This is a genomic window from Mesorhizobium sp. WSM4829, from assembly GCF_055811475.1.
In genome coordinates, this window is sequence record NZ_JBVVQJ010000017.1 from 60,172 (window position 1) to 86,665 (window position 26,494).

The following is a 26,494-nucleotide window of genomic DNA, read 5'->3' on the forward strand; positions in this document are numbered from 1 at the left end:
GCTAGCCGCTCTTGAGCATATAGCCGGCGCCACGAACCGTGTGCAGGATCGGCTTGTCGAAGCCCTTCTCGATCTTGCCGCGCAGCCGCGAGACGTGAACGTCGATGACGTTGGTCTGCGGATCGAAATGATAGTCCCAGACATTTTCCAGCAGCATGGTGCGCGTCACCACCTGGCCGGCATGGCGCATCAGATATTCGAGCAGGCGGAACTCGCGCGGCTGCAGCGTAATCTCTCGGGCCGCGCGCCGCACCGAATGCGACAGCCTGTCGAGTTCGAGATCGCCGACCCGGTAGACGGTTTCGGCCTCCCTGGCGCTGGCGCGGCGGTTCAGCACCTCGACTCGGGCCAGAAGCTCGGAAAAGGCATAGGGCTTGGTCAGATAGTCGTCGCCGCCGGCGCGCAAGCCGGTGACCCGGTCGTCGACTTCGCCGAGCGCCGACAGGATCAGCACCGGCGTAGTCTTGCCTCGGGATCTAAGACCGGCGATGACCGACAGGCCGTCGCGGCGCGGCAGCATGCGGTCGACGACCATCACGTCATAGTCGCCGGAGTCAGCGAGCGCGAAGCCGGTTTCGCCGTCGCCGGCGACATGGGCGGTATGTCCGGCCTCGGTAAAGGCTTTCTGGAGGTAATCGGCCGCTTCGCGATCGTCTTCTATGACGAGAATCTTCATGGGACCGTTATACGCGATTTCGCTGGAAGATTGAGTGGCCGGCATAAGCATCATGGCCTCAAGGTGTATCGCGAACAAAATGATTCAAGAACGAGCAGTAAGTCTTTGTTTTATAATGTTATTGGCGTCGAGCCGCCGCGTCCTCGGATTTGGGCGACATGCTTTGTTGTTTGAGCATGTCGTCATCCCAAAACCGCTTCACACTTTGGGCGACTGCTCTGTTGTTCGAGCGGCAGCGGGCGATGGGCGCCCGCTGCCGCTGGGGCGGAACACGATGACTGACTAACGTATTCAAGCCCCGTGCTTTCCCATGCGACGGTTCGGGGTGTTTGAAACCGCCGCATCGGAAAAGTCTGGAACGTCAGCCCTTGGCGACAGGCAGCGCGACGAAGCGGTTGCTGTCGTCGCGGGTGATCTGCATCAGCACCGCCTTGCGGCCCGACTTCACCGCGTCGGCCATGGCCTTGGCGACATCCTCGGTGCCGTTGACCTCCGTCGAATTGACCGAGGTGATGACGTCGCCGGGCTGGATGCCGCGATCGGCGGCATCGCTGTCGGGATCGACATCGGTCACCACGAGCCCTTTGCCATCGTCGGACCTAGTAACGGTGAGACCGAGGTCGGCCAGCGTATCGGCCTTTGGCGGAGCGGAAGGCTGCTGGTCGGCCGAAGCCTGCTTGTCACTCGAAGGCAGCGTGCCGAGGTCGACTTTGACCGTTTCACTCTTGCCGTCACGCCACAGCGTGACGTCGACCGGCTTGCCGGGCGGGTAGGCGCCGATCAGACGGGCGAGTTCCTTCGGCGAAGCGACGTCCTTGCCGTCCACCTGAGTGATGACGTCACCAGCCGATATGCCGGCGTCCTTGCCGGGACCATCGTCCTGGGCGCTGGAAACGAGAGCGCCCTTATCGGACTTCAGCCCGAGCGATTCGGCGATTTCGGAGGTGACCGGCTGGATCTCGACGCCAAGCCAGCCGCGCTGGACGGTGCCGTCCTTCATCAGATCCTGAACGACCTGTTTGGCGGTCGAGGCGGGAATGTCGAAGGCAATGCCGACGCTGCCGCCGGACGGCGAGAAGATCGCGGTGTTGATGCCGACGACCTGGCCGTTGAGGTTGAAGGTCGGGCCACCCGAATTGCCGCGGTTCACCGAGGCATCGATCTGGATGAAATCATCATAAGGACCGGCGCCGATGTCGCGACCACGGGCCGAGACAATGCCGGCAGTGACCGTGCCGCCGAGGCCGAACGGATTGCCGACGGCCACCACCCAGTCGCCGACGCGAACCTTTGAATCATCGGCGAAGTCGACATAGGTGAACTTGCCGTCGCCTTCGACCTTGAGCACTGCGAGATCGGTGCGCGGATCTGTGCCGACCAACTTGGCGTCGAGCTCCTTGCCGTCATGCATCACCACCGTGAAGGACGAGCCCTCTCCGACGACATGGTTGTTGGTGACGAGGTAGCCATCCTCGGAGATGAAGAAGCCGGACCCTTGAGCGACCGGCCGCGGCTGGCGGTCACCACGTCCGAAACGTCGCATCCCATCCCGGCCATCCTGATCGCCAAAGCCACGGAACTCCCTGAAGAAGCGGCGCAATTGCGGATCGTCGGGGAGATTGCCGAAGGCGTCGGGCAGGTCAGAGCCATCGTCGGCGGTCGATTCTATCTTGGCTTTGACGCGGACACTGACGACCGCCGGCGAAACGCGCTCGACCACGTCGGCGAAGCTCGGGACCTGAGGCGCCTCGACACGCACGGCCTCGGCCAGGACGGGGGCTGTCCCGGTGGCAACCGCGCCGAAGCCGATCGCGCCGGCAATGGCCACTGATGCGGCGGCAGCCATCAGGCGTTTGCGGGTGCGGGAATGTGAATTGGGGGCAATATTCATGGGTCTCGTATCCTCTTTCAAGGGATGCGCTTCGGTCGGCATCCTCGGCCAAGAGAAATAGAGGCGCGCACATTACGGCGCCATTTCCAGTGCATGAAACTTTGGTAATGTTTGCAGGCACCAACCCTTTGGTTGCGCCCGCCCGTTGCCCTATGTTGTACACAGTTCAGCACAAGGCTTTCACCATGACCGCAAGCGCCATCATGACGATTCGGGTTTCGTCCGAAACCAAGCTGAAGCTGGAGCGGATCGCCGCCGACACGCGGCGCAGCAAATCCTTCCTCGCGGCCGAGGCGATATCGGCCTATGTCGATCGCGAGCTTGAGATCATCGAAGGCATCAAACGCGGCATGGCCGATGCGGCAGCTGGCCGTGTCGTGCCGCACGACGAAGCCATGGCGGAAATCGACGCCATCATCGAAGCGTCGGAAGCCAGGCGCGCAGACCAGGCTTGAAGCGGTTCGTCACCTGGTCGCGAGACATCGTGACACGGCCGTGGCCTTGGCGGCGGGGCGGCCGGGCCGAATTAGTTACCCAGCACCTTGTCCAACGCTGCCTTCTCCTCGGCGGTGAGCATGGCCGCAGGCGCCGATCGGCGCGACCGGGCGGTCAGCACGATGAAAATCCCGCCGGCAAGCAGCAGAAGGACCGGCGTGCCCCACAACAGCGCATTGCGCAGGCTGAAGCGCGGCTTCAACAGCACGAACTCGCCGTAGCGGGAAACGATGTAGTCGATCACCTGCCGGTCGGTATCGCCGGCGACCAGGCGCTGGCGCACCAGCACGCGCAGGTCGCGGGCAAGGTCGGCGTCGGATTCGTCGATCGACTGGTTCTGGCAAACCATGCAGCGCAGCTCTTCCGAAAGCGTCCGTGCTCGCGCCTCGAGCGCCGGGTCGGCCAGAACCTCGTCCGGCTTCACCGCAAGTGCGGCGCCGGCAAACAACAGCGTCAGCAGCAGGATCAGGGAGGCCAATGAAGTTTTTCTTGCGGTCATGGCAGGCTCGCCGAAGGCATGGCGCCCGCCGATCTGCGGCGGCGCGACGGTGCGCCGACGCGCAGCCGCCGGTCCATCAGCGACATCGCAGCACCTGCCATCATGACAAGGGCGCCGCCCCAGATCAACGTCACCAGCGGCTTCCACCACAGCCGCACCACGACGGAGCCGTCGGTCGCCTCGTCGCCAAGCGAGAGGTAGAGCTGGCTGAAACCGATCGTCTTGATACCGGACTCGGTCGTCGTCATCTGCCGGACCGGATAGGAGCGCTTGGACGAGGTGATCACGGCGGTGGTGCTTCCATCAGCGCCGAGCACGGCGAAGCGGCCGCGATCCTCGCTGTAGTTAGGCCCCTGGGCCGGATAGAGCCCTTCGAAGCGCAGTGTGTGGCCGGACAGTTGCACGGTCTCGCCTGCGCGCATCGACAGTATCTTCTCGGTGCCGAAGCAAAGTGTGCCGATGATGCCCAGAGTCGTCAGCCCAAGGCCAAGATGGGCGAGCGCGGTGCCGAAGACCGAACGCGGCAGGCCGGTGAAGCGCCTGAGCATGATGCCGGGCGCGACACTGCCAAAGCCGGACTTGACGGCAATATCGGTGAGCGCGCCGCAGATCAGCCAGAAAGCCAGGCCGACCCCAAGTGTTGCGAACACCGACGCGCCGTCGATGAACAAGACCGTCACCAGCACGGCCAGAAGCGCGGCGGCGAAGGCCGCCATCAGCCGCTGGGCGACGGCGAAAATGTCGCCGCGCTTCCAGGCCAGCAGCGGCCCGAACGGAACCGCTACCAGGAGCGGCACCATCAGCGGGCCGAACGTCAGGTTGAAGAACGGCGCGCCGACCGAAATCTTGTCGGCCGAAACGGCCTCGACGACCAGCGGATAGAGCGTGCCGATCAGCACGGTGGCGGTGGCCGTGGTCAGGAACAGATTGTTGAGGACCAGCGCCCCTTCGCGCGAGATCGGATGAAACAGGCCGCCGGCCGTCAACCTCGAGGCGCGAAAGGCGAACAGCGCCAGTGATCCGCCGATGAACAGTGTCAGGATGCAGAGAATGAACACGCCGCGCGTCGGATCGGTGGCGAAGGCGTGGACGGAGGTGAGCACGCCGGAGCGCACCAGGAAGGTGCCGAGCAGCGACAGCGAGAAGGTCAGGATCGCCAGCAACAGCGTCCAGATCTTCAGGGCCGAGCGCTTTTCCATGACGATCGCCGAATGGAGCAGCGCGGTGCCGGCCAGCCAAGGCATGAACGAGGCGTTCTCGACCGGATCCCAGAACCAGAAACCGCCCCAGCCAAGTTCGTAATAGGCCCAGTAGGAACCCATGGCGATGCCGCCGGTCAGGAACATCCACGCGACCAGCGTCCATGGCCGCGCCCAGCGCGCCCAGGACGCGTCGATGCGGCCTTCGATGAGGGCGGCGACCGAGAAGGAAAAGCAGATCGAGAAGCCGACATAGCCGAGATAGAGCAGCGGCGGATGGATGGCGAGGCCGAGATCCTGCAGGATCGGGTTGAGATCGCGGCCCTCGATCGGCGCCGGATTGAGCCTGGCGAACGGGTTGGACGTCGCCAGGATGAACAGCAAGAAGGTGGCGCCGATCGCGCCTTGCACGGCTAGCACGTTGGCTCGAAGGGTCGCTGGAAGATTGCTGCCGAAAGCAGCGACGAGCGCCCCGAAGAAGCTCAGGATCAGCACCCAGAGCAGCATCGAGCCCTCGTGATTGCCCCAGGTGCCGGTGATCTTGTAGATCAGCGGCTGCAGCGAATGCGAGTTGTCCCAGACGTTGGCCACCGAAAAATCGGACGTCGCATAAGCCGTCGCCAGCGCCGCGAAGGAGAGAGCGGTCAAGGCAAAGCCGGTCACCGCGACCGGGCCGCCGACGGCCATCATCTTATGGCTGTTGATGCGCGCGCCGAACAGCGGCACCAGCGCCTGCACCAAAGACAGCGCGAACGCCAGGACCAGCGCGAAATGTCCGGTTTCAACCATCGTGCATAAGCCCGCCAGGTTCTTGTTTTGCGGCAGGGTCTTGCCGCAAAACCGTGGAAACCCTCGGGCCAAGCCCGAGGGCAGGCTTTTGCGGAACCTGCTTAGTCACTTTTGCTCTCCTGCCACACGCCCCTGGACTTGAGACCGTCGGCCACCTCCTTGGGCATGTAGTTCTCGTCGTGCTTGGCCAGCACGCTGTCGGCGACGAAGACGCCGTCGGGGCGAAAAATGCCTTCAGTGATAACGCCCTGCTCCTCGCGGAAAAGGTCGGGAAGAATGCCGGTGTAGGTGACCTTGACCTGCTTCTGGTTGTCGGTCACCGAAAAGGCGACGGTGGTCCCCTGACCGCGCTCGATCGTGCCTTTTTCGACGAGGCCGCCGAGCCTGATACGCTGCCCGGGCTGCAGGCTGGCGGTGGTCAGATCGGCGGGCATGTAGAAGTAGGAGGCCTTCTGGCCGAGCGCGTAGAAGGTCAGGCCGGTGGCGGCACCGAGGAAGGCCAACCCTGCAGCGATCACCGACAGTCGTTTCTGCTTGCGCGTCATTTTTTACTCCGTCGCCGTCAGGCCAAGCGAGGCGGCAAAGGCAGTGAATTTCTTCGCTTCGTCACTATCGGAGCCAAAAACGGCGATACCGCGATTGAGCGCGTCGCGCGCCTGATCCGCCTTGCCCAGCACGACATAGGAACGAATAAGCTGCATCCATCCTTCCACATCGCGCGGGTTTTGCCGCAGTTTTTCATCAAGCCCCGCAACCATGGTGTTGATCATCGCTTCCCTATCCTGCGGCGACATCGACGCGGCGGCATCGACATCCCCGGCGTTCGGGCCCTTTGCAGGCACTCCCGAAGCGACGCTGCGCCTGGCGGATTCGGCCAGTGCCTGCTCGACGGCGCCGCGCCAGGGCGAGTCCTGTGGCAAGGCCGCGAGCATTTTCTGCCAGCCAATCGTCGCCTCCTCGATGCGGCCTTCCTGCGCCATGCCCATCGCCAGATAAAAGCTGGCCTTCGGATTTGCCGGATCGAGCTTCAGCGCCGCCTCGAAGGCTGCCTGAGCATCGGCCGAGACAATGCCGCCCGCTTCGCTGGCGATCGCCTCGCCGAGGCCGGCCTGGCGGGTTGCGCTGTCGCCGTCGAGGCGAATGGCGTTGCGGTACGCCGTCACCGCGTCGGAGAACCGCTGCATGCGCAAATAGATTGGCGCCAGCACGTCCCAACCCCTGCCATCGGACGGGTTGGCGGCAAGGTGGGCCTCGGCGCGTGCCACCAGTTCGTCGACCGAACTGTCGGCGGGATTCTTGGCCAGTCGCTCGCTGAGCGGCTGCGACGGCAGATCGGGCGAGCCGAGCTGGCTGTACAAGCCCCAACTGACCAGCGGAACCGCCAGGACCGCAGCCGTCGCAACCAGCCTGGTCGCCATCGATGGCTGCCGCGCCGCTGCCTTGTCGGCGGCATTGTCGAGGCGAAGGATGCGGCGGGCGATCTCCGCACGCGCCTCTTCGGCCTCCGCCGGCTGGATCAGGCCACGCGCCACGTCGCGGTCAAGCTCGGACAACTGGTCGCGATAGACTTCAAGGTCATGATCGCTGCTCGCCGAACCACCCTTCGGGCCGCCGGCCAGCGGCAGCAGAACCGCCAGGCTTGCACCCAGCGTGAGAATGGCGGCTATGACCCAGAACAGCATGCTTCTTCCAATAACGGCAGAGCCCTGCCCTGCCAACACAGGCGTCCTGCGACGCTTTGACGGCAGATGCGTCGCATGTCCCTGATTGATGTCAACCGGACCTAAAGCGCGTCGCGTTCGACCGGCGTCATGCGACGCGCCTTAGATAGTTGTTTTCATGCATATCGTCATCGCAAGATCGCTGCACACCCTCGAGTCAGGCCCGAGGGCATGCTTTTGCGCGAATTCCTGTTTTTATGCATGTCGTTATCGCAAAACCGCTGCACATCCTCGGGTCAGGCCCGAGGGCATGCTTTTGCGCGACATGCACTATCCGGCCGGTCGTTACGTCAGCGGCGTCCAGCTGCCATCGGCGTTGCGGCAAGCGGTTCCGCGCGCGGTGGCGCCGGCGGCGCCGGTAAACACCGTATGGGTGTATTGTCGGCAGTCCTGCGAGCCGACACGATAGGGCTGGGCGGGCACGACTTCACCGTAATGCGCCGACCGATCGCTCTTCCACGTCACCTTCTGGCTGCTCGCCGTGTACTCGAGCGCCCTGTATTCCGCCTCCAGCGCCTTGCGCTTTTCGGGATCGCTCAAGCCGGTACCGATCGATCCGCTGACGAGGCCGCCGCCCATGGCGGAAATGACCGTCGTCGCGATCTTGCCGTCACTTGGCGGCGTTGCGGCCGGCTGCGGCGCCACCGTGGGGCCAGGGCTGCTGCCCAGCGTCGTGCAGCCGGAGACGGCCAGCAGTGCGGAAACGAGCGCGACGCGAATCTTCATGCCAACAACCGGTCTCTTGAGTTAATGCTGGGGGGCCGCGCCATCGGGGGAAGTCGGCGTGGCCATAGTGTCGATGTTTGTCGGAAATTTGGCCGCGGCCGACGGCTCCGGGACCAGTCGACATGCCGCCATATCACGCACCGTCGATCAATGTCGACTGGCCCAGCAAAAAGCATCGGCCTAGTGAAGGCTCCGCAATCGAACCACCGCCTTCAATCCGCCCATGCTGGACCGTTCCAGAGCCAGAACGCCTCCGTATTCGTTGACGAGGTCGGCGACAATGGCAAGTCCAAGCCCGGTGCCCGGCCTTGTCTCGTCGAGACGCCGTCCGCGCTTCAGCGCCTCGCGTGCCTTGTCTTCCGGAATGCCCGGGCCGTCATCCTCGATGCTGATCTCGAACAGGATGACAGCACCCTCCTTGCCGGAGCCAGTCTTCTTGCCGGGGATTGGCGCCACCGATACCGCGACCGCGCTCTTTGCCCATTTCATGGCGTTGTCGAGCAAATTGCCAAGCAATTCTTCCAGATCCTCGCGTTCGCCGGCAAAGACGATATCGACTGCCGGCAGCGACAGTGACAGATCGGTCTGCGGATTGAGTTTTTGCAGGACGCGCACCATGCGCTGGACCAGCGGCGCCACCGGCGTTCGGTAGACGACGCTGTCGCGTTGCGCCGCGACGCGGGCGCGCTGCAGATAATGGTCAATCTGCTTCTGCATCGAGGCGGCCTGTTCGGCTATGAGCTGGCCCTTGGCGCCGCCGAGCGCCCGTCCCTCGTTGATCAGCACCGCCAGCGGCGTCTTCAGCGAATGGGCCAGGTTGCCGACCTGCGTCCGCGAGCGCTCGACGATACGCTTGTTGTTTTCGATCAACGCGTTGGTCTCGTTGGCGAGCGGCTCGATCTCGGCGGGGAAGCGACCGTCGAGCTTTTGCGCGGTTCCTTCGCGCACCATGGCGAGAGCGTCCCTGACCCGGCGCAATGGCTGCAGGCCCAGCAGGATGGCGATGGCGTTGATGGCGATCATGCCGACGCCGAACAGCGAAAGATAGGTCAGCAGGCGACGCTGAAAGGCGCTTATCTCCTGCTCGAGCTCGGTCCGGTTGCCCATGACGCGGAAGCGCGCTGCGCGATTTTTCGCGTCGAGAACGAATTCGCTCTCGAACACTTCCAGTTCCTCGCCATCGATGCCTTCTGTCGTATAGCTGCGCTGGAAGCTGGCATTGAAAGGAACCTCGGCGACGCTTGGCGACAGGATCGCCTTGGTCATCGAGGAGGAGTGCAACTCACCACTCACGCCTTCCGACGCAGGCTCCACCGACCAGTACCAGCCGGAATTCGGCTCCGAGAACCGAAGGTCGCCCAGGTCGGGGGCGCCGGTCAGCGAACCGCCTTCGGACACGCCGACCGAGCCGATCAGATTGAACAGATGCGCCGACAACAGGCTGTCGAAACCGCGCTCGCTCGCCTGGCGATAAAGGGTTGTGATCAGCGTGAAGATGACAATCAGGGTGAGTATCGCCCAGACGGTGGAAAAGGCGATCACCCGGAACGCCAGCGACCGCGGCCCGAACCGCAGTGAAAGCGGCGTCCTTGCAGTCTGTTTGAGCGGTTCCGCCTTACGCCTCCGGCTCACGCATTCGATAGCCCATGCCGCGAACGGTTTCTATCATGTCGATGCCCATCTTCTTGCGAAGCCGCCCGACAAAGACCTCGATTGTGTTGGAATCGCGGTCAAAATCCTGATCGTAAAGGTGCTCGACCAACTCGGTTCGGGACACGACCTCGCCCATATGGTGCATCAGATAGGCAAGCAGGCGAAATTCGTGCGACGTCAGCTTCAACGGCACGCCGTCGACATCGGCCTTGGAGGCTTTGGTGTCGAGCCGCAACGGCCCGCAGGTTAGCTCCGACGACGCATGGCCGGCCGCGCGCCGGATGAGCGCTCGGACCCTGGCCAGCACCTCTTCGATGTGGAACGGCTTGGTGACATAATCGTCGGCGCCGGCGTCGATGCCGGATACCTTGTCGCTCCAGCGATCGCGCGCCGTCAAAATCAGGACCGGCATCTTGCGGCCGCCGCGCCGCCAGCGTTCGACCACGCTGATGCCGTCCATCTGCGGCAAGCCGATGTCGAGCACCACGGCGTCATAGGGCTCAGTGTCGCCGAGGAAATGCCCTTCCTCACCGTCGAAAGCCCGGTCGACAACATAGCCGGCATCGACCAGCGCGTCTGATATCTGCCGGTTCAGATCCTTGTCATCTTCGACGACGAGTACGCGCATGCGGGAATCATACCCAGTTGAAGAATCGGCCTGTTGAAAAATCGGCCTGTTGAGGAGCTGGACGTCAGATATAGGCCGATTCCAGCGCCTGGGATACGGCAGGCATCAGTTCAGCGGAACGACGATCTCCGTGCGGCGTGGACGCTGCCCATCCTTGCCCGGAACCAGCACGACGATGACGCAGACCGGCTGGCCACCGCGCGTCGACTGCGACGCCTTGGCCAGCGTGCCGCCATTCTGCTCGGCGACCTGCTGACCGATCGCGTAGCAGTCGGAGGCGGCCAGGACGATCGGCCGGTTCTGCTCGGGCACGACGACCGGCAGCGCCGTCGCCTGCGACGCAAACAGACCGGCAGCGCAGAGTGCAAGTGTCGCGGTTGGGAAGTGGGAGCGAAGCGTTTTCATGATCAGCGTCCTAACGCATCGGTGCTGAACGTGATATGAACATTGCCTGCAACACATGCCTGTCTCACCCCCTGAAATGCGACGCAACCAACCCCGGTGATTTGGCCGCCCCAACCCGGCAAATCCAAGCGCCAGTCTAGACTGTGTTGCAGCCTTATTGAAAGCGTGTCAGGCGTTTTCTTCCGTCACGGCAAGAAAGCGCAGCAGCCCGTGACAGGCTGAAAGATCCTCGTCGTAACGGACCTCAGTGAATTCGAGCCTGAGATTGACGCGGTGATGCTCGTCGAGCGCGAGCGCCGCATCCTGGAGGCGGGCGCTGACCATGTCCATCACGTTGAGCATTTCTTTCCTGGCCTCGGATTTCGACCAGAAATGCAGAGTGAAAAGCTGCTCGGCGTCTTTCTCCCTGCCTGTTACCCAATCATAGACGCTGGTCCGGCCGAACGTCACATAGGGAAACGGGATGTTTTCCGGGACATGGTCGAATAGTTTTGCGCCGCCCAGCGCCGCTGACAGGGAACCGTCAGCGTCCAGCGCCTGGAACAAGGCCTTCTGCAACGCGGCAGCCGGCGCGGTCATTGTATTCTCCCTCGCCCGTCGCGGCTGAACAGGCCTTTGTGCCGTCAACGATTCGTGCTTGCAGCGTAGCCGCGTTGAGGTTGCTGCGCCAGATCAGGGGGATCTCAGGTGGCTACCCACACCTTTCATTTGACATGCAAGGCGTTTGAAAAACGGTGCTATGGAGTATTTGTTCTCCAGACCTTCGAGGTTGTTTTCGTGCGCGAGCCATCGCTGCTGCCTGTTTTCGGAAAGCTTGGGATCAAGACGCCAGTCGTCGTTGCGGCGGCGCCGACCATGTCGAAAAGCATTAAGAACATTGTGTCCCGCATGCGGGAGGTTCTGTCTTCATACGGAGGCCTAGCCTTGAAGCTGTTCGTCGTCGTTTGGACGGTCCTTGTCCTGGCGGCAGTGTTCTACATCACGCAGGCCTGACCAATCGCATTCATCGATCGGGGGCGGAAACGAAACGGATGCCGGAATGGCAAACCGCTACGCACTGCGCACGGAGCATCCGCACAGCTGGACCGTCTTCGATGGCTTCACCGGCCAGCCCGTCGAGCTTAAGCACCAGGTCTTGGTTGGTATGAACACGCGCGATGCAGACGCGATGGTCGGATCGGCTGAACAGCCGAGATGTCAAGCGACGGGCAAAGGCGGAGAGCAAGCCCTGATCCTGCCGCTAGGTTCACTCGGCACATTCGTGCGCCTGGATCGGATCTGGCGCGTTGGCCGTGAACGCGATGACGTTCGGGATTTAACGAAAATCGGCCGCCGTCAGCACATATATGCTCTTGCGGGTCCGGTCATAGGCATTCCTGGCGACGTCGTGGATGGAGCTGGAAGCCGTATCGAAGGCGGCGAGATAGGTGGCTTCTGCAGTTGGTGTCCCTGACTCTGCCTTCGAGATGGCATCCGTGGCGACGGAGAAGGAAATCTGGAACATGCCGTCATGGCCGACGAAGCGGATGCGTTTGCCCGCCTCGTCGTAGCTCCGGCTTCGATTGGGAAATGTCAGGCTCATGACTTGACCTCCGTTGATGCAACGTCTGCTTTCTTGATCGCCCGCGACGCCCGCTTTTTCTTGGGGGCGACGGGATTGAGGGCCTCCGCGGCGCGGTCGGCCTCTTCCTTGGCCAGCCGCAACGCCCGCAATCTTGCCGTCTTGATGGTCCTGGCCTTGGCCTCTGAAACATATTCGGCCGTTGCCTGATTGCGTTCCGCGGTTTTCTTCTGCTTCTCCATGAAGCGCGCTTCGGCTTTTTCCATGATGTTCTGGCTAACTTCCGCCATCGATCAAAACCTCCTTTTGGCTGCAATGATGAAAATGATTTTCTCCCTTAAAATAGTCACTCGATGTGGAAAAATCAAATTCTGACCTATTTTTGATCGAGCAAATTTCTGAAGCGAAAAGGCAAAATAATACTATTCAATGTTTTACGGCGGCCAACGAATATTTTTTGGCACTCCTATCTATCGAGTGCCAACGCGCCTATAGAAGGGAGCGGCCGCCTAAGCCGGCCCCAGAAAGAAGTTTCCATGAAATTCCGGCCACTCCACGATCGCGTCGTCATTCGGCGCGCCGAAAGCGACACCAAATCCAAGGGCGGCATCATCATCCCCGACAATGCCAAGGAAAAGCCGCAGGAAGGCGAAGTGATCGCCGTCGGGTCGGGCGCGCGTGACGAAAGCGGCGCGCTGATCGCGCTCGATGTCAAGGCCGGCGACCTCATCCTGTTCGGCAAATGGTCCGGCACCGAGGTCAAGATTGACGGAGAGGACCTTCTGATCATGAAGGAGGCCGACATCATGGGCATCATCGACAAGAGCGAGATGGGCATCATCGACAAGAGCGAGATGGGCATCATCGAGAAGACCGGGGCTGCCAAGAAGGCCGCCTGATTGGAGCGCCGCGCGTCTTGGACGCGCAAAGGACGCTCCAAATTTTTGATTCAGGCGGTGCTGACAGCGCCCTGCCGCAACCAACCGAACTGGAAAAAAGATGTCTGCCAAGGAAATCAAATTCTCCACCGATGCGCGTGACCGCATGCTGCGTGGCGTCGAAATCCTCAACAACGCCGTCAAGGTGACGCTCGGCCCCAAAGGCCGCAACGTCGTCATTGACAAGGCCTATGGCGCACCGCGCATCACCAAGGACGGGGTGGCGGTAGCCAAGGAAATCGAGCTTTCCGACAAATTCGAGAACATGGGCGCGCAGATGGTGCGCGAAGTGGCGTCGAAGACCAACGACCTTGCCGGCGACGGCACCACCACCGCCACGGTGCTTGCCGCTTCCATCTTGCGCGAGGGCGCCAAATTCGTTGCCGCCGGCATGAACCCGATGGACCTCAAGCGCGGCATCGACCTTGCCGTTACCGCTGTCGTCAAGGAAATCCAGGCACGCGCCAAGAAGGTCAAATCTTCCGGTGAAATCGCGCAGGTCGGCACCATTGCCGCCAATGGCGACACCACCGTTGGCGCCATGATCGCCAAGGCGATGGACAAGGTCGGCAATGACGGGGTCATCACCGTCGAGGAAGCCAAGACCGCCGACACCGAACTCGACGTCGTCGAGGGCATGCAGTTCGACCGCGGCTATCTCTCGCCCTATTTCGTCACCAATGCCGAGAAGATGCACGCCGAGCTGGAGGACCCTTACGTCCTCATCCATGAAAAGAAGCTCGGCAATCTGCAGGCGATGCTTCCGATCCTCGAAGCCGTGGTGCAAAGCGGCAAGCCGCTGCTGATCATCTCCGAGGACGTCGAAGGCGAAGCGCTGGCGACGCTGGTCGTCAACAAATTGCGAGGCGGCCTCAAGGTTGCGGCCGTCAAGGCGCCGGGCTTCGGTGACCGCCGCAAGTCTATGCTGGAAGACATCGCGGTGCTCACCGCCGGCCAGATGATTTCGGAGGACCTCGGCATCAAGCTCGAAAACATCACCATCGACATGCTAGGCCGCGCCAAGCGCGTGCTGATCGAGAAGGACACGACGACGATCATCGACGGCGCCGGCGAGAAGGCCACGATCCAGGCGCGTGTCCAGCAGATCAAGGGGCAGATCGAGGAAACCACTTCCGACTACGACAAGGAGAAGCTGCAGGAGCGGCTGGCTAAGCTCGCCGGCGGCGTCGCGGTCATTCGCGTCGGCGGCGCGACCGAGTCCGAGGTCAAGGAAAAGAAGGACCGCATCGACGATGCGCTGAACGCCACGCGCGCGGCAGTGGAAGAAGGCATCGTTCCCGGCGGCGGTGTCGCGCTGCTGCGCGCCAAGGCCGTGCTGAACGGGCTGACCGGAGCCAATGCCGATGTGACGGCGGGCATTTCGATCGTGTCGAGAGCGCTCGAAGCGCCGATCCGCCAGATCGCCGAGAACTCCGGCGTCGAAGGTTCGATCGTTGTCGGCAGGCTCACGGACAGCAAGGATCACAATCAGGGCTTCGACGCCCAGAACGAGACCTATGTCGACATGATCAAGGCTGGCATCGTCGATCCCGCAAAGGTGGTGCGGACCGCGTTGCAGGATGCCGGGTCGATCGCGGCGCTGCTGATCACCGCGGAAGCCATGATCACCGACATTCCGGCAAAAGACGCTGCGCCTTCGGCCGGCATGGGCGGCTACTGACCACCCCTCCCGTAAATAGGCCCTGCAAGGCCTGGCCCCAGCAAGGCCAGGCGACCGATCCCAACATCAACCAGGAAGGAACTGTCCGTGGCCACACAAAGCAGCAAGCCATCTCTCGCGCGTCGATGGGAAGATTACCAGCCGGCCAAATCCACGCTTTTGTGGGCATGCGCTGCAACCGTCGTCGCCACGCTGATCATTGGTTTCAACTGGGGCGGCTGGGTGACCGGCGGCACCTCGCGCGCGCTGGCGGCCACCGCCGGCGATACGGCGCGCGGCGAGCTGGCCTCGGCGGTCTGCGTCGATCGCTTCAATACGGCGCCCGACGCGGCCGCCAAACTTGTCGAGTTCAAGGCCATAACTGACAGCTACAAGAAGCGGCAGTTCATCGAGACGGGCGGCTGGGCGACCATGCCCGGAAAAACCTCGCCCGACAGGCTGGGTGCGCAAAGCTGCGCGGTCGCTCTCGCCACCTAACATCTTCGACCTCTCGGAGAGAACGTGCTCTTGACGAGAGCCCGAAAGACAGCCGCCGGGGCATCCTCCGGCGCGCAGCCGTCGGCAAGGAGATCGATCCATGATTGCATTCGTCCCGAAGCCAAATGCTGTAGTAAAGACCAAAGTGGCCGAGGAAAGCCGCTTCGATCGCATTCGCAGACTCGCCGCCGACAAGCACAGGAAAGCCGATGCCGGCACGATCCGCCGCGACCCGCAGAAGGCAGGCGACAAGCGCCCCATGTAACGCGCGCTTGCTGAACTACATCACGAGACCGGTGCTGCGCCACCCTCTTCCGTGCGCCGCGCAATGAATTCGTCGAGAACATCTGATGTGGCAGCGGCGCAAGTCGGCGGCCGAAAATCGGCCAGCAGCCGTTTCCAGATGCCGGTGGCGCGCTCCGTGGCGGTTCTTGACCCGGCCTCAGTCCAGTTGCCGAAATTCGACCAGTCGGCGACCAGCGGCTCGTAGAATGCGGTGCGGTAGCGCGCCATTGTGTGCCCGGCCGAGAAGAAATGCCCGCCCGGCTGCACTTCGGCGATGGCCTCGAAGCCGATCGCGGCCTCGTCGCCGGGCGTCGCGGCGCAGAGTTCCGCGATGGTCTGCAGCGCCTCGATGTCGGTGATCAGCTTCTCGAACGAGACGCTCAAGCCGCCTTCGAGCCAGCCCGCAGCATGGATGCAGACCGTCGCGCCGGCGAGCACCGAACCCCACAGCGCGAACTGCGTTTCGTGGGCTGCCTGCGCGTCCGAAATGTTGGCGGCACTGCCGCCGCCGGACCGCCAGGGAAGGCCGGTGAAGCGTGCAAGCTGACCGGCGCCGAGCGTCGCCTTGACGTGCTCCGGCGTGCCGAAGGCTGGCGCTCCGGACTTCATGTCGACATTGGAGGAGAAGGAGCCATAGACGACCGGCGCGCCCGGCCGCACGATCTGGGCCAGCGTCAGCCCGGCCAGCGCTTCGGCGTGCTGCAGCGTCAGTGCGCCGGCCACGGTGATCGGCGCCATGGCGCCGGCCAGGCAGAAGGGCGTGATGATCAGCACCTGCCCCGCCCTGGCAAAATCGATGATGCCTTGCGCCATCGGAATGTCGAGCTGACGCGGCGAGTTGGTGTTGATGACGGTGTAGCAATGAGCGTCCGAACGGAATTCGTCCTCGGACAAGCCGCGCGCCAGCCGCAGCATCTCGAAGCCGTCCTCGACCTGCGGCGTGCCGCGCGCGAAGACGAACGGCAGCTTGTCCGACAGCGTCAGCTGCGCGCGGTTGACGGCATAATGGCGGAAGCGGTTGTCGATGTCCTGCGGCTCGATGCAAGGTCCCAGCATGTGCAGCACGTCGAAATGCTGCACCAGGCGGATGAGATCCTCGAAAGCGGCAAGCGTTCCCGGCCGCCGGCCGTGCTCCAGATCGGTGACGTTCGGCGCCCCGGATCCTGCCAGGAACGTCATCGAGCCGAGTTCGAGCGTCAGGTCGCGGGCACGGTCACCGGCATGGACGCGGATCGATTTCGGCGCCGAGCCCAGCGCCGCCGCGACGATGTCGCGGCCGATGCGCACCATCTGGCTGTCCTCGTCGACCAAAGCGCCGGCACGGGCAAGAATAGCGCGCGCCTCCGGCAGCAGCACCTTGACGCCGAGTTGCTCGAGCACGCGCAGCGCCGTGTCGTGGATCGCGGCGACCTGGTCGGCCGAAAAGATCGGCTGCGGCAGAAACGGGTTCTTCAGCGAACGATAGTCCGGCCGGCGGCTGGTCTCACTGCCGGCCTCGCCGGTTCGTCCGCGCCTGCGTTCGCGCCTGAGGTTGCGTGCGGCGTCATCGACCATGGCGGATACTCCTTATTGCCGTATTGCCCTGCGTTGCGGATCGTAGGCAGGAGCCGCGATGACGCGCGTCGGCCGCTCGGCCCAGTTCGTAGAGGCAGACAGGATACTTGCACTGTACATATGTGTCTAGTACGGTTGTATGCAGTTCGCCCTCATGCCTATTGTGCGGCCATGATCATGATTTCTCCGCAGGACGAGCCGGCGTCCGGCAACACCAAGGTGACGCGCCGGGACTGGATCAATCTTGCGCTCCAGACACTGATTTCAGACGGCATCGCAAGCGTGCGCGTGCTGCCGCTTGGCCAGAAACTCGGCGTATCGCGCTCAAGCTTCTACTGGTATTTCGAGAGCCGTCAGGACCTGCTCGACCAGTTGCTTGCGCATTGGCGGGACACCAACACCAAGTCGATCATCGAACGCGCGCAGCGGCCGGCCGAAAGCATCATCATGGGGGTCATGAACGTGTTCGAATGCTGGGCGGACGAGCGCCTGTTCGATCCCAGGCTCGACTTCGCCATCCGGGAATGGGCGCGTCGCTCCGAGGACGTGCGCCGGGCCATCGACCAGGCCGACAATGACCGACTGGGTGCGATCCGCGACATGTATCGCCGGCATGGCTACGGCGAAGAGGATGCCTTCATCCGCGCCCGTGTGCTCTACTACATGCAGATCGGCTATTATGTACTCGACCTCAAGGAACCGGTCGAGGCGAGGGTCAGTCATCTCGCCGCCTATCTGCGCAGTTTCACCGGCCAGGAGCCAAGCGATGCCGAGGTGGCGCATTTCATGCGCTTTATCGCGGCGCAGTAAGCGGGCGCGAGGTGGCGGAGGTGGCAGGCCCGACCCTGGTATCAACAAACTGTACCGCGAAAGCCCCCCTCACCCTTGTGAGCGAGGCCAAAATGGACAAATAGTCTGGTATGAATGCCGCTTCTCAGTGGGAGGCGTAGCCGCAGCCGGATCTTGGAATGGCCAGTCCTTTGAAAACACGCAGGAGAAGGGGTCCGATTGCCGCAAGACTGCTGGCGGCGGATGCGTGGTTCGATTCCTCGCTCTACGAGACCGGCTTCAAGGCGCGCCGGTTCTGGGAAGCGGCCACCATTTTTTTTCGGCGCTTCCGCGTCTCCGGCTGGCGCCGCGGCATCATCGAACTGTTGAGCGAAGGTTTCACGCTCGGCGCCGGCGGCATCGTCGTCATGCTGGCGCTCGCCTTGCCGGCCTTCCAGGAAACCGCCGGCGACTGGCGCGCCCAGGGCGATTTCGCCATCACCTTCCTCGACCGCTACGGCAATGAGATCGGCCAGCGCGGCATCATCCAGCGCGATTCGGTGCCGGTCGACGAGATGCCCGACCAGGTCATCAAGGCGGTGCTGGCCACCGAGGATCGGCGTTTCTTCGATCACTACGGCATCGACGCGCTCGGCCTTTCGCGCGCGATCTTCGCGAACGTGCGGGCGAATTCCGTGGTGCAGGGCGGCTCGAGCATCACCCAGCAGTTGGCCAAGAACCTGTTCCTGACCAATGAACGGACGTTGGAGCGGAAGGTCAAGGAAGCCTTCCTGGCGCTGTGGCTCGAGGCCAATCTGTCGAAGAAGGAGATCCTGCAGCTCTATCTCGACCGCGTCTATATGGGCGGCGGCACGTTCGGCATCGAAGCGGCCGCCGATTTCTATTTCGGCAAAAGCGTCAAGGATGTGAACCTCGCCGAAGCGGCGATGCTGGCCGGCCTGTTCAAGGCACCGACCAAATACGCGCCGCACATCAACCTGCCTGCTGCCAGGGCGCGGGCCAATGTGGTGCTGTCGAATCTCGTCGAAGGCGGCTTCATGAGCGAGGGTCAGGTGCTGCAGGCGCGGCTGCATCCGGCTGAAATCGTCGACCGCGGCGAGCAGAAGAGCCCGGATTACTACCTCGACTGGGCATTCGAAGAGGTCAAGAAGATCGCCGCGAAGTCCGGCCAGCATTCGCTGGTCGCCCACACCACTTTCGACGCCAACATCCAGAAGGCGGCGGAAGAATCGATGGAGTTCCATCTCCGCCAGTTCGGCAAGGAATACAACGTCACCGAAGGCGCCATGGTCGTCATCGAAACCAATGGCGCAGTCAGGGCGATCGTCGGCGGCCGCGACTACGGTGCCAGCCAGTTCAACCGCGCCACCAAGGCGCTGCGCCAGAGCGGCTCATCGTTTAAACCCTACGTATACGCAACGGCGATGGAGCACGGCTTCACGCCGGACTCCGTCGTTTCCGGCGCGCCGATCTCCTGGGGTGCCTGGTCGCCGCACAATTACAATGACGGACGGGCCGGCAAGGTCACGCTGATCACGGCGATGGCCAAATCGGTCAACACCGTGCCGGTGCGGCTGGCCAAGAATCATCTCGGCATCAAGCCGATCAAGGCGATGGCGGAAGCCATGGGCGTCGAATCGCCGCTCGAATCGCACAAGACGATGGTGCTCGGCACATCGGGCATGACCGTGATGGACCAGGCGACAGGCTTTAGCGTGTTCGCCCAGAACGGCTTTGTCGGCTCCCGGCATGGCGTCACCCAGCTCGTCACCCGTACCGGCGAGGTGGTTTACGATTTCGCCAAGGATGCGCCGCCGCCGCGCCGTGTGCTCTCGGAGCAGGGGCTGAAATCCATGAACACCATGCTGGCGGCGGTGCCGGTGATGGGCACGGCGCGGCGCGCCGCGCTTCCCAACATCGTTTCGGCCGGCAAGACTGGCACAACGCAGTCTTACCGAGACGCCTGGTATGTCGGCTTTACCGGCAACTATACGGCTGCCGTGTGGCTCGGCAATGACGACTTCACCCCGACCAACAACATGACCGGCGGCTCGCTGCCGGCGATGGTTTGGCAGCGGCTGATGGTCTATGCGCACCAGAATATCGACCTCAAGCCGATCCCCGGCCTCGATCATCCCTTCGTCGACGAAGAGATCGCTGCCAAGGCCGAGGAGGCGGAAAAGACGAATGCCGAGCAGGCAGCGGCCGACGCCGCGGCCGAGCGGCCGCCGGTGCTGTCCAGCCAGACGACGCGGGCGCTCAGGGACATCACCAGGCTGTTCCAGTCGGCGCCCGTCCTCCAGGCGCCTGCGACACCGGAGACCCTGTCGGCGCTTTGATGCCGGCACGAGGGGCCAGGCCATCCCTCGCGCCGCAATTCCACAGAGGTCCGCTTGCCATGGCCCCCTGCCCCGCGATATCCCCCAGCGGCACTCCTCTTGCCAGCGGCTCTTCATGCTCAAGAACGCATTCCTGACGCTCCTCGCGCTTGCCATAGCCATCGGCGGCGGCGGCGGCAGCGTCTGGTACGCTCTCAAGACGCAGGATGGCATTGGCGCGATCAGGATCGGCCAATGGACGGCGTTTCCCGATATCGGCACGCAGACGGCGGATCCTTATTCGAAAGCCCGCGTGGCGCGCGAGGGTGTCCTTGCACTCGGGCAGGCAGAAGGCCTGTCGTTTATCGCCGAACGCGATTCCGATGGCGAACTATTGAAACGCCAATGCGGCTATGAAATCGAAGGCGGATTTCCCACAGCCCGGTTCTGGACCCTCTATGCCGCCGATCGGTCGCTCGGCGTGGTCGAGACCGGCAAGCCAAGGCTTGCGGCACTTCAGTCCTACCAGGTGCTGCGCCAGCCCGACAATTCCGTGCTTATTTCCGTCAGCAACCGCCCCACGCCCGGCAACTGGCTGCTTTCCGACGGCTTCGGCCGGATGTATCTCGTGCTGACATTCTACGACACGCCGATCGCCAGCAGCACGGGCCTTTCGGATGTCACGCTGCCGCAGATCGTGAAGGTCGGCTGCAATGCGTAGGCTGCTGCACGCGATCCTGCTCGGCCTGCTTGGCGCCGGCATCGTACACATCATCGTGCTGCTGCTCGCCCCGGAATTTTCCGAACGCAATGCCTGGTCGCGGCTGGCCATGGCCTCCAACCTTTATCGGATGACCAGGCTGGACGCTGAGGCCGGCGGTACGCCTGTGGTGAAATCGGTCGATCCGCTGTTTTATGCTGCGGCTTGCCGCTTCGATCTGTCCGATGGGATGGTTCGGGTGAAGGCACCGGGAAACGTCCCGTTCTGGTCCGTATCGGTCTATGACCGCAGCGGCCATAACATCTACTCCTTCAACGACCACAGCGCGACCGGAAGGGTGCTGGACAGTATCGTACTGACGCCGGCGCAGATGATCGAGATCCGCAAGGATCTCCCGGAGGAATTGCAAGGGGCAATCTTCGTCGAAGCGCCGATCGACGAAGGCATGTTCGTCATCCGCTCCTTCGTGCCCGACGACAGCTGGAAGCCGACCGTGTCGCGGTTTCTCGAGCAGAGTTCCTGCGAGCTGCAGGACTACTGACGACAACCGAAACATGCCGCCGGTTGCGGCCCATGCCTTGCGAGCCGCCGCGGCGCTCATTCAAGGGGATAGAGCGTCCTTTGCGCGCCCAACAGGGTGCGGCGAATCCATTCAGCCGCGACGCGCTTTAGTGATGCGGAACAGGCAACGTCCCCGACGTCCCCGGCATCGTCCTTGACGAACCCGGCTTGTCCGGACCGGCGCCTGGCCGCGTCTCGCCCGTCAGTGGTGGTTGCTCGTAGCGGACGCCGGGGAAAATGATCACCGCCGCCGGCGCTCCGGTGTTTCGGTCTGCTCGATTGGTTGCCGCCGGTCGCGGCACGAAAGACAGTACCATGCCCATGGTTCGTGCATTCCTCTCGGTTGCCCCGGAGCACAACGCAACGCCTCCAATCTGATTAAGGAGCCAGTAGGTTAACGGAACGCTAACGGATCGCCGCTAATTTGATCTTTGTTCTGAGGTCAGGAAGTCCTGACCCGTGGCAAATGCGAAACCGACACAGTCCCGGTCGAGCATGGTCAAGATTGTGTCGAGTGTTCAGGCGTATCCTTCGTGTCATCTGCGGATTTCAGGCAAATCGCTATACGGGCTGAATCGGGAAAGGCCGAAAGGCTGTTCCGCGCCACGGTGTCGGCGTTCTGTTCGCTGACCCGCCCTTCGCGCCGGGAGATCGCGCAACTTGAGGATCTGACGCTGCCGCTTTTCGCCGATGTGTCGGTCGAATCACGCCGCTACGTCGCCGCCGCCCTTTCCGAATGCGAATATGCGCCCGCTGCGCTGGTCCGGCGGCTTTGCGAGGAGCCGGTCGACGTTGCCGCGCCGCTGCTCATCCGCTCGCGCGCGCTCAGCGATATCGACCTCATCGCGCTGATCGGCCGCCATGGCCTGCCGCATGCGCGCGCCATTGGGCGCCGCAAGGATCTGAACCCGACCATCGCCCACCTGATCAGGGCGCTTGAAAAGCCGACGCTGGTGAGCGTGCGGCAGCCTGAGGCGAACGCCAAGACGGTGCCCGAAAGCGCCGAAGTCGTCGCCGACAGCCAGCAGGTGCCCGGCGCCGCCGCCGAGACTGCACGGCGCCGGCTGCGGTCGATGATGCGTGATGCCGAAAGCGGCGGCGCGGCCATCAATCCGTTCGCCGGCGCTAACACCTATGTCAAACTGCGCGAGACGGCGCTGACCGGCAATGCCGCATTCTTCCAGACAGCACTGGCCGACGCGCTCGAGATCGATTTTTCAACGGCGCGGTCGCTCACCGCGAACCGGAACTACACGTCGCTGCTGGCCGTCCTGCGCGCGCTCGATCTCGGCGAGGAGAGGGCGTTCCTGATCACCGCCGCCGTCTATCCCACAGAGTTTTCGCATCCGCAGGCCATCCGCATCTTTCTCGACCGCTATCGGCTGCTGCATCGCGACGCAGCGCTGGACAGGCTACGCGGCTGGAAAGCCGAGACACTGTCGAAGGCCATTCGCAATGCCGGACCGATCGCGGCAAACGCCGACGTCCGCAAGGCGGACAGCGACAATACTGCCGCCAGCCCTAAAGCGCGTCGCGTTTGACCCTGAAAAGAGATTCAAGCGAACGCTCTAAGCCTTTGTCTGCATATCGCTATTGCGACTTGACGGAAAGAAGCTCCTCGACGGGAACAGAGCCGGCCTCGATCTCGACCACCCAGATGTCGGGGTCGAATTTCTTCTCCCTTTCCAGTCGCGCGTCAAAGACGGCGGCATCGTCGCCGGCGCCGAGCAGACTGAAGAAACGGTCGTCGGGTTTGGCTGAATCGTAGCTCGTCTGCGGCGCCGGGCCAAACAAGGCAATCTCGCCCATGCGGCCACGCGCCAGCACGAAGACGGCGCCGGCCTCGGTTGCGCCGCGCTTGACCACGGCGGCAAAGCCACCGGCGCCGAAAACCCGGCGCAGCAGGGCCGACACCCACAGATCGGTGGTTACGCGCATGGCAGCATTCCGGACGACATCGGGCGGTACTTAGAGCGCTTTGCGTTTGGGTGAAACCAAAAACCGCGCGCCTGCGCCCATCAGTTGGTCAGGCCGATCTCGCGCATTTTGACGTAGACGACCTCGTCGGGCTCGCCGGTCTCGGGCAGACCAAACAGCGACTGAAACTCCTTGATCGCTGCCTTGGTGCGGGCCCCGACCACGCCATCGAGCTGCATGTCGTCATTGCCGAACGCCTTCAACCCGGCCTGGATCTTGATGATGCGGGCGTCGGGTGCCTGCCTCGGCGCATCTGCCGGCGAAGCCGAGACGGGAATCGCGGCCGTGTCGTCCGGACGGGGTGCCGGATGCGGCACGACTGTCGAGGCGGTTGGCATGGCGCCCAGTTGATCGAGCAGAATGCTGTCGATCTCGCCGGAAGCGTTGAGCCCGACCTTCTGCTGATAGGCTTGGATGGCCTTGCGCGTGTTGGGGCCGGAAATACCGTCGACGGTGCCGGAATAGAAATCGAGATCCTTCAATATGCCCTGGACCTGCTCGACGACCGGATCGCTCTTGATCGGGGCCGGCTCCGGCCGCACGATGTTGATGGTGGTTTCAGGCTCGTCGGCGCCGGCTCGAGGAAAGCCCACCATGCTCCTGGTCGCAAAAAATGCGCCGGCATGAGGAAAAGGCTGATACCACAAAGCGTTCGCCGAGACGTAGAACAGCGTCACCAGGAAGGCGGTCGAACCGCCAACCAGAACCGGATTGCGTGAAATCTGGCTGCCGAGGGCGACCGCGCTGCGCTGGAAGGCATTGCCGCGGCGCTTGACCGCCCTAGGCTGTTTTGCGGAGCGAGCCATGCCTGTCCCCTTTCGTCTCCGCCTTGGCTGCAGGCATCGGCAGTACGCCGGGCTTGTCGTTCGAACGTCCTTTCGGTCCGTCCACCGGCAAGCTGATCGTGACCGTGGTGCCCTCCCCCAGCATGCTTTCGATCGACATCGTGCCCTCGTGCAGCGCCACCAGACCCTTCACCAGCGACAGGCCGAGCCCGGTGCCCTCGAAGCGGCGCGTATAGTCGTTCTGGATCTGCATGAACGGCTTGCCGAGATTGGCGAAGTCTTCCTCGGCGATGCCGATGCCGGTGTCCCTGACCCAGAAATGCAGTCGCGAGCCGATCCGCTTGGCGCCGACGACGACATCGCCGCCATCGGGCGTGAACTTGATGGCGTTGGAGACGAGGTTGATGAGTATCTGCTGCACGGCACGACGGTCGGCGTTTATCTCGCCTGCATCCGGTGCGACCTGGGCCTGTAGATCGATGTTCTTTGCCTCGGCCTGCAAGCGCATCATCGATTGGCACATTTCGACCGCTTCCACGAAACGGAATGGTTCCGGCTCGGTTGCGTAGGCGCCGGCTTCGATCCTCGATACGTCGAGTATCGAGGTGACGACGGCAAGCAAATGCTGGCCGGACTCCTTGACCAGGCCGACATATTCCTTCTGGCGCGGGTCCTTGAAGGTGCCGAACATCTCATGCAGCAGCATGTCGGAAAAACCGATGATGGCGTTCAACGGCGTGCGCAGCTCGTGGCTGACGACCGCCAGAAACCGTCCCTTTGCCACTTCGGCAGACGCGGCCGCCTCTTTCGCAGCGGCAAGCTCTTCGCGCAAGCCGGCGAGTTCGTCGTTTTCGCGCAGGACGAACGTGAGGACGTCCTGCTGCTCTTCCCCGCGCGCCAATTCAAGCGAAAACGGCCGGTAATTGTCCGCCGTCGGGCCATTGCCGTTTTGCGGCAGCCGGACGCGAAGATCCAGCCGGCGCGCCGGCGCGCCATCGCGCATGTCGGCCAGCGCGCTGAGGTATGCGACGCGATCGGAAAGATGGATGCGGTCGAACAGGCCGGTACCGAACAGCAGCTCCGGCTGCAGCTTCAGGATCGTGCGCGCCTTTGCCGACGCATCCAGAACCTCGCCATGCCTGCCGGCCCGCAGGACAACGGCGTCGATGATGTTCTCGAGCCGGTCGCCGGTCGCCGGATCAAGCTGCGCGTCGGCCGGGCTGCCAAGCGCTGCGACGCGGGGAACGAGAGTGAGCCCCCAGGCCAGCGGCAGCAGCCAATGCCAAGCGGCGATTTCCGCCGAGCCGAACGGAAAGACAGAACCGGCAAAAGCCTGCAGCAGGATAGCGACACATGCGGATACGGCACCCCAGAATGCAGCGCGACGAGACGCGCCGATCCACCAGGCTTCGAACGGCAGCGCCACGACAAGCATGGCGACCGGCGAGGCCATCCCGCCCGCCGCGGCAATGATACCGGCAAGAGCAAGACTGCCCATCACCAGGGCGACCTGGCCGGCGAACGCCATCTTGCCCGATGCTGCCACCAGCAAGGCAGCAAACCAGCAGAGGCCGAACGTCGCAAAGATCGCAGCCATGGTCACGGCCACGCCCATGCCCGAGGTGACCAGCGTGACTGCTGCGCCTGCGGCAAAGAACGGAGCGGCGAGCATGACACCGATAAACCGCCTCTGGCACCGGCGGTCGTTCTGTCCGAGGATCGACGGATGAACCATACGTTCGCAACCGGCTGCCATCGCGCGGGGCAACTCAACGTATCTGGCCCTTATCGAACTCAACTCAACGCACTCGCACCTGGTCGTGAACAGCCCTGCTTCGCAGTTGCTTTTGTTGATCTGAAACTCGCATCCAGCGTTTAAGGAATGGATAAGGCAGGACCGATCAATGCCCGGCCTGAGGCAGATATTGGGAGGCCGGCACGGCCAAACCTTGGCAATTGCGACCATAGTAAATGGAGCGTTATCCGGGCGAACCGCCCTTCCGCCTCCGACAATCGCCCCCGGGTAGCCGTACTTCTGGGAAATACATAATGAAAACAGCTGGATATATGGTTAACCTTAAGTGAAGAAAATCGGCTGGATTTGAGACAAATCCATTGCAAAATGCTTCGTTTTGAATTTGCCTAAAATTTGAGGAAAATTTTCG

General features: G+C 62.9%; 28 protein-coding genes. 11 read left to right on the forward strand and 17 right to left on the reverse strand.

What is annotated here, in order from left to right; all coding sequences use genetic code 11:
* Position 1: 1 nt before the first annotated feature.
* Both AC0L17_RS17790 and AC0L17_RS17795 read right to left on the reverse strand, forming a co-directional pair.
* Entirely contained in the window at positions 2-676 is a 675-nt protein-coding gene (locus AC0L17_RS17790) for a response regulator transcription factor (RefSeq protein WP_023800810.1), read from the reverse strand.
* Positions 677-1,037: 361 nt separating this feature from the next.
* Positions 1,038-2,567: a Do family serine endopeptidase gene (locus tag AC0L17_RS17795; protein WP_473516797.1), complete on the reverse strand. Its 1,530-nt coding sequence runs from the start codon at positions 2,565-2,567 to the stop codon at positions 1,038-1,040.
* A 185-nt stretch (positions 2,568-2,752) separates the two neighbouring features.
* Here AC0L17_RS17795 and AC0L17_RS17800 point away from each other — a divergent pair, with 185 nt between their 5' ends.
* Entirely contained in the window at positions 2,753-3,022 is a 270-nt protein-coding gene (locus tag AC0L17_RS17800; protein ID WP_473516798.1) for a CopG family ribbon-helix-helix protein, read from the forward strand.
* A 71-nt stretch (positions 3,023-3,093) separates the two neighbouring features.
* On the opposite strand, the gene AC0L17_RS17805 is transcribed toward AC0L17_RS17800, so the two are convergent.
* The 9 genes from AC0L17_RS17805 to AC0L17_RS17845 form a co-directional block, all read right to left on the reverse strand.
* A complete protein-coding gene (locus AC0L17_RS17805) occupies positions 3,094-3,561 on the reverse strand; it encodes a cytochrome c-type biogenesis protein (protein WP_473516799.1) in 468 nt (155 codons plus the stop codon).
* Complete coding sequence (locus tag AC0L17_RS17810; RefSeq protein ID WP_473516800.1) at positions 3,558-5,549, reverse strand: heme lyase CcmF/NrfE family subunit; 1,992 nt, start codon at positions 5,547-5,549, stop codon at positions 3,558-3,560. The genes AC0L17_RS17805 and AC0L17_RS17810 overlap by 4 nt, the downstream gene beginning before the upstream one ends.
* A gap of 101 nt (positions 5,550-5,650) precedes the next feature.
* A complete protein-coding gene (gene ccmE, locus AC0L17_RS17815) occupies positions 5,651-6,094 on the reverse strand; it encodes a cytochrome c maturation protein CcmE (protein WP_473516801.1) in 444 nt (147 codons plus the stop codon).
* A gap of 3 nt (positions 6,095-6,097) precedes the next feature.
* A complete protein-coding gene (ccmI, locus tag AC0L17_RS17820) occupies positions 6,098-7,231 on the reverse strand; it encodes a c-type cytochrome biogenesis protein CcmI (protein ID WP_473516802.1) in 1,134 nt (377 codons plus the stop codon).
* Positions 7,232-7,555: 324 nt separating this feature from the next.
* On the reverse strand, positions 7,556-7,996 hold the full coding sequence (locus AC0L17_RS17825; RefSeq protein WP_473516803.1) for a hypothetical protein: 441 nt from the start codon (positions 7,994-7,996) through the stop codon (positions 7,556-7,558).
* A gap of 180 nt (positions 7,997-8,176) precedes the next feature.
* Positions 8,177-9,628, reverse strand: a complete 1,452-nt coding sequence (locus AC0L17_RS17830; protein WP_473516804.1) for an ATP-binding protein — start codon at positions 9,626-9,628, stop codon at positions 8,177-8,179.
* Complete coding sequence (locus tag AC0L17_RS17835; protein ID WP_023800820.1) at positions 9,612-10,277, reverse strand: response regulator transcription factor; 666 nt, start codon at positions 10,275-10,277, stop codon at positions 9,612-9,614. Before AC0L17_RS17835 ends, AC0L17_RS17830 begins: the two co-directional genes overlap by 17 nt.
* Positions 10,278-10,382: 105 nt before the next feature.
* Positions 10,383-10,682, reverse strand: coding sequence for a hypothetical protein (locus AC0L17_RS17840; RefSeq protein ID WP_023800821.1), 300 nt, complete (start codon positions 10,680-10,682; stop codon positions 10,383-10,385).
* Between the two features lie 168 nt (positions 10,683-10,850).
* Positions 10,851-11,261 (reverse strand): DUF3168 domain-containing protein, encoded by a 411-nt coding sequence (locus AC0L17_RS17845; protein ID WP_473516805.1) that lies wholly within the window; start codon positions 11,259-11,261, stop codon positions 10,851-10,853.
* 108 nt (positions 11,262-11,369) lie between these two features.
* Between AC0L17_RS17845 and AC0L17_RS17850 the strand changes: the two genes are divergently transcribed.
* On the forward strand, positions 11,370-11,675 hold the full coding sequence (locus tag AC0L17_RS17850; protein WP_473516806.1) for a hypothetical protein: 306 nt from the start codon (positions 11,370-11,372) through the stop codon (positions 11,673-11,675).
* Between the two features lie 322 nt (positions 11,676-11,997).
* Here AC0L17_RS17850 and AC0L17_RS17855 read toward each other — a convergent pair whose 3' ends face one another.
* Both AC0L17_RS17855 and AC0L17_RS17860 read right to left on the reverse strand, forming a co-directional pair.
* Positions 11,998-12,264, reverse strand: a complete 267-nt coding sequence (locus AC0L17_RS17855; protein ID WP_027152775.1) for a DUF1488 family protein — start codon at positions 12,262-12,264, stop codon at positions 11,998-12,000.
* Positions 12,261-12,533 carry a hypothetical protein gene (locus tag AC0L17_RS17860; protein WP_027152776.1) on the reverse strand — a complete coding sequence of 91 codons (273 nt, stop codon included), beginning with the start codon at positions 12,531-12,533 and terminating at the stop codon, positions 12,261-12,263. Before AC0L17_RS17860 ends, AC0L17_RS17855 begins: the two co-directional genes overlap by 4 nt.
* 246 nt (positions 12,534-12,779) lie before the next feature.
* Here AC0L17_RS17860 and AC0L17_RS17865 point away from each other — a divergent pair, with 246 nt between their 5' ends.
* The 4 genes from AC0L17_RS17865 to AC0L17_RS17880 all read left to right on the forward strand — a co-directional run bounded on the left by AC0L17_RS17865 (position 12,780) and on the right by AC0L17_RS17880 (position 15,604).
* Entirely contained in the window at positions 12,780-13,142 is a 363-nt protein-coding gene (locus AC0L17_RS17865) for a co-chaperone GroES (protein ID WP_473516807.1), read from the forward strand.
* Between the two features lie 100 nt (positions 13,143-13,242).
* Positions 13,243-14,862, forward strand: a complete 1,620-nt coding sequence (groL, locus tag AC0L17_RS17870) for a chaperonin GroEL (protein WP_473516808.1) — start codon at positions 13,243-13,245, stop codon at positions 14,860-14,862.
* A gap of 87 nt (positions 14,863-14,949) precedes the next feature.
* Positions 14,950-15,339, forward strand: a complete 390-nt coding sequence (locus AC0L17_RS17875) for a hypothetical protein (protein WP_091590375.1) — start codon at positions 14,950-14,952, stop codon at positions 15,337-15,339.
* Between the two features lie 100 nt (positions 15,340-15,439).
* Positions 15,440-15,604 (forward strand): hypothetical protein, encoded by a 165-nt coding sequence (locus AC0L17_RS17880; RefSeq protein ID WP_167366301.1) that lies wholly within the window; start codon positions 15,440-15,442, stop codon positions 15,602-15,604.
* Between the two features lie 20 nt (positions 15,605-15,624).
* On the opposite strand, the gene AC0L17_RS17885 is transcribed toward AC0L17_RS17880, so the two are convergent.
* On the reverse strand, positions 15,625-17,178 hold the full coding sequence (locus tag AC0L17_RS17885) for a trimethylamine methyltransferase family protein (RefSeq protein ID WP_473516809.1): 1,554 nt from the start codon (positions 17,176-17,178) through the stop codon (positions 15,625-15,627).
* A 171-nt stretch (positions 17,179-17,349) separates the two neighbouring features.
* Between AC0L17_RS17885 and AC0L17_RS17890 the strand changes: the two genes are divergently transcribed.
* From AC0L17_RS17890 to AC0L17_RS17910, 5 genes are all read left to right on the forward strand, one after another.
* Positions 17,350-17,988 carry a TetR/AcrR family transcriptional regulator gene (locus AC0L17_RS17890; protein WP_473516810.1) on the forward strand — a complete coding sequence of 213 codons (639 nt, stop codon included), beginning with the start codon at positions 17,350-17,352 and terminating at the stop codon, positions 17,986-17,988.
* Between the two features lie 158 nt (positions 17,989-18,146).
* Positions 18,147-20,306, forward strand: coding sequence for a transglycosylase domain-containing protein (locus tag AC0L17_RS17895; RefSeq protein WP_287216823.1), 2,160 nt, complete (start codon positions 18,147-18,149; stop codon positions 20,304-20,306).
* Positions 20,307-20,421: 115 nt separating this feature from the next.
* The gene (locus AC0L17_RS17900; protein ID WP_473516811.1) at positions 20,422-21,006 is read left to right on the forward strand and encodes a DUF1214 domain-containing protein; all 585 of its coding nucleotides are present in this window, start codon (positions 20,422-20,424) and stop codon (positions 21,004-21,006) included.
* Entirely contained in the window at positions 20,999-21,547 is a 549-nt protein-coding gene (locus AC0L17_RS17905) for a DUF1254 domain-containing protein (protein ID WP_027152781.1), read from the forward strand. The genes AC0L17_RS17900 and AC0L17_RS17905 overlap by 8 nt, the downstream gene beginning before the upstream one ends.
* Before the next feature lie 553 nt (positions 21,548-22,100).
* Positions 22,101-23,108, forward strand: a complete 1,008-nt coding sequence (locus AC0L17_RS17910) for a hypothetical protein (RefSeq protein WP_473516812.1) — start codon at positions 22,101-22,103, stop codon at positions 23,106-23,108.
* A gap of 49 nt (positions 23,109-23,157) precedes the next feature.
* Here AC0L17_RS17910 and AC0L17_RS17915 read toward each other — a convergent pair whose 3' ends face one another.
* The 3 genes from AC0L17_RS17915 to AC0L17_RS17925 all read right to left on the reverse strand — a co-directional run bounded on the left by AC0L17_RS17915 (position 23,158) and on the right by AC0L17_RS17925 (position 26,064).
* A complete protein-coding gene (locus AC0L17_RS17915) occupies positions 23,158-23,505 on the reverse strand; it encodes a DUF1491 family protein (protein ID WP_023800831.1) in 348 nt (115 codons plus the stop codon).
* Positions 23,506-23,585: 80 nt separating this feature from the next.
* Positions 23,586-24,350 (reverse strand): peptidoglycan-binding domain-containing protein, encoded by a 765-nt coding sequence (locus AC0L17_RS17920; protein ID WP_473516813.1) that lies wholly within the window; start codon positions 24,348-24,350, stop codon positions 23,586-23,588.
* A complete protein-coding gene (locus AC0L17_RS17925; protein WP_473516814.1) occupies positions 24,325-26,064 on the reverse strand; it encodes a PAS domain-containing sensor histidine kinase in 1,740 nt (579 codons plus the stop codon). Before AC0L17_RS17925 ends, AC0L17_RS17920 begins: the two co-directional genes overlap by 26 nt.
* Between the last annotated feature and the right edge of the window lie 430 nt (positions 26,065-26,494).

Excerpts from the sequence above, each read along its gene's own strand:
- AC0L17_RS17835 (WP_023800820.1), bottom strand. The coding sequence starts at position 10,277 with ATGCGCGTACTCGTCGTCGAAGATGACAAGGATCTGAACCGGCAGATA.
- ccmI (WP_473516802.1), bottom strand. The coding sequence starts at position 7,231 with ATGCTGTTCTGGGTCATAGCCGCCATTCTCACGCTGGGTGCAAGCCTG.
- groL (WP_473516808.1), top strand. The coding sequence starts at position 13,243 with ATGTCTGCCAAGGAAATCAAATTCTCCACCGATGCGCGTGACCGCATG.
- AC0L17_RS17855 (WP_027152775.1), bottom strand. The coding sequence starts at position 12,264 with ATGAGCCTGACATTTCCCAATCGAAGCCGGAGCTACGACGAGGCGGGC.
- AC0L17_RS17810 (WP_473516800.1), bottom strand. The coding sequence starts at position 5,549 with ATGGTTGAAACCGGACATTTCGCGCTGGTCCTGGCGTTCGCGCTGTCT.
- AC0L17_RS17915 (WP_023800831.1), bottom strand. The coding sequence starts at position 23,505 with ATGCGCGTAACCACCGATCTGTGGGTGTCGGCCCTGCTGCGCCGGGTT.
- AC0L17_RS17800 (WP_473516798.1), top strand. The coding sequence starts at position 2,753 with ATGACCGCAAGCGCCATCATGACGATTCGGGTTTCGTCCGAAACCAAG.
- AC0L17_RS17890 (WP_473516810.1), top strand. The coding sequence starts at position 17,350 with ATGATCATGATTTCTCCGCAGGACGAGCCGGCGTCCGGCAACACCAAG.
- AC0L17_RS17865 (WP_473516807.1), top strand. The coding sequence starts at position 12,780 with ATGAAATTCCGGCCACTCCACGATCGCGTCGTCATTCGGCGCGCCGAA.
- AC0L17_RS17900 (WP_473516811.1), top strand. The coding sequence starts at position 20,422 with ATGCTCAAGAACGCATTCCTGACGCTCCTCGCGCTTGCCATAGCCATC.
- AC0L17_RS17790 (WP_023800810.1), bottom strand. The coding sequence starts at position 676 with ATGAAGATTCTCGTCATAGAAGACGATCGCGAAGCGGCCGATTACCTC.
- AC0L17_RS17860 (WP_027152776.1), bottom strand. The coding sequence starts at position 12,533 with ATGGCGGAAGTTAGCCAGAACATCATGGAAAAAGCCGAAGCGCGCTTC.
- AC0L17_RS17845 (WP_473516805.1), bottom strand. The coding sequence starts at position 11,261 with ATGACCGCGCCGGCTGCCGCGTTGCAGAAGGCCTTGTTCCAGGCGCTG.
- AC0L17_RS17920 (WP_473516813.1), bottom strand. The coding sequence starts at position 24,350 with ATGGCTCGCTCCGCAAAACAGCCTAGGGCGGTCAAGCGCCGCGGCAAT.
- AC0L17_RS17840 (WP_023800821.1), bottom strand. The coding sequence starts at position 10,682 with ATGAAAACGCTTCGCTCCCACTTCCCAACCGCGACACTTGCACTCTGC.
- AC0L17_RS17925 (WP_473516814.1), bottom strand. The coding sequence starts at position 26,064 with ATGGTTCATCCGTCGATCCTCGGACAGAACGACCGCCGGTGCCAGAGG.
- AC0L17_RS17805 (WP_473516799.1), bottom strand. The coding sequence starts at position 3,561 with ATGACCGCAAGAAAAACTTCATTGGCCTCCCTGATCCTGCTGCTGACG.
- ccmE (WP_473516801.1), bottom strand. The coding sequence starts at position 6,094 with ATGACGCGCAAGCAGAAACGACTGTCGGTGATCGCTGCAGGGTTGGCC.
- AC0L17_RS17905 (WP_027152781.1), top strand. The coding sequence starts at position 20,999 with ATGCGTAGGCTGCTGCACGCGATCCTGCTCGGCCTGCTTGGCGCCGGC.
- AC0L17_RS17825 (WP_473516803.1), bottom strand. The coding sequence starts at position 7,996 with ATGAAGATTCGCGTCGCGCTCGTTTCCGCACTGCTGGCCGTCTCCGGC.
- AC0L17_RS17880 (WP_167366301.1), top strand. The coding sequence starts at position 15,440 with ATGATTGCATTCGTCCCGAAGCCAAATGCTGTAGTAAAGACCAAAGTG.
- AC0L17_RS17895 (WP_287216823.1), top strand. The coding sequence starts at position 18,147 with ATGGCCAGTCCTTTGAAAACACGCAGGAGAAGGGGTCCGATTGCCGCA.
- AC0L17_RS17885 (WP_473516809.1), bottom strand. The coding sequence starts at position 17,178 with ATGGTCGATGACGCCGCACGCAACCTCAGGCGCGAACGCAGGCGCGGA.
- AC0L17_RS17795 (WP_473516797.1), bottom strand. The coding sequence starts at position 2,567 with ATGAATATTGCCCCCAATTCACATTCCCGCACCCGCAAACGCCTGATG.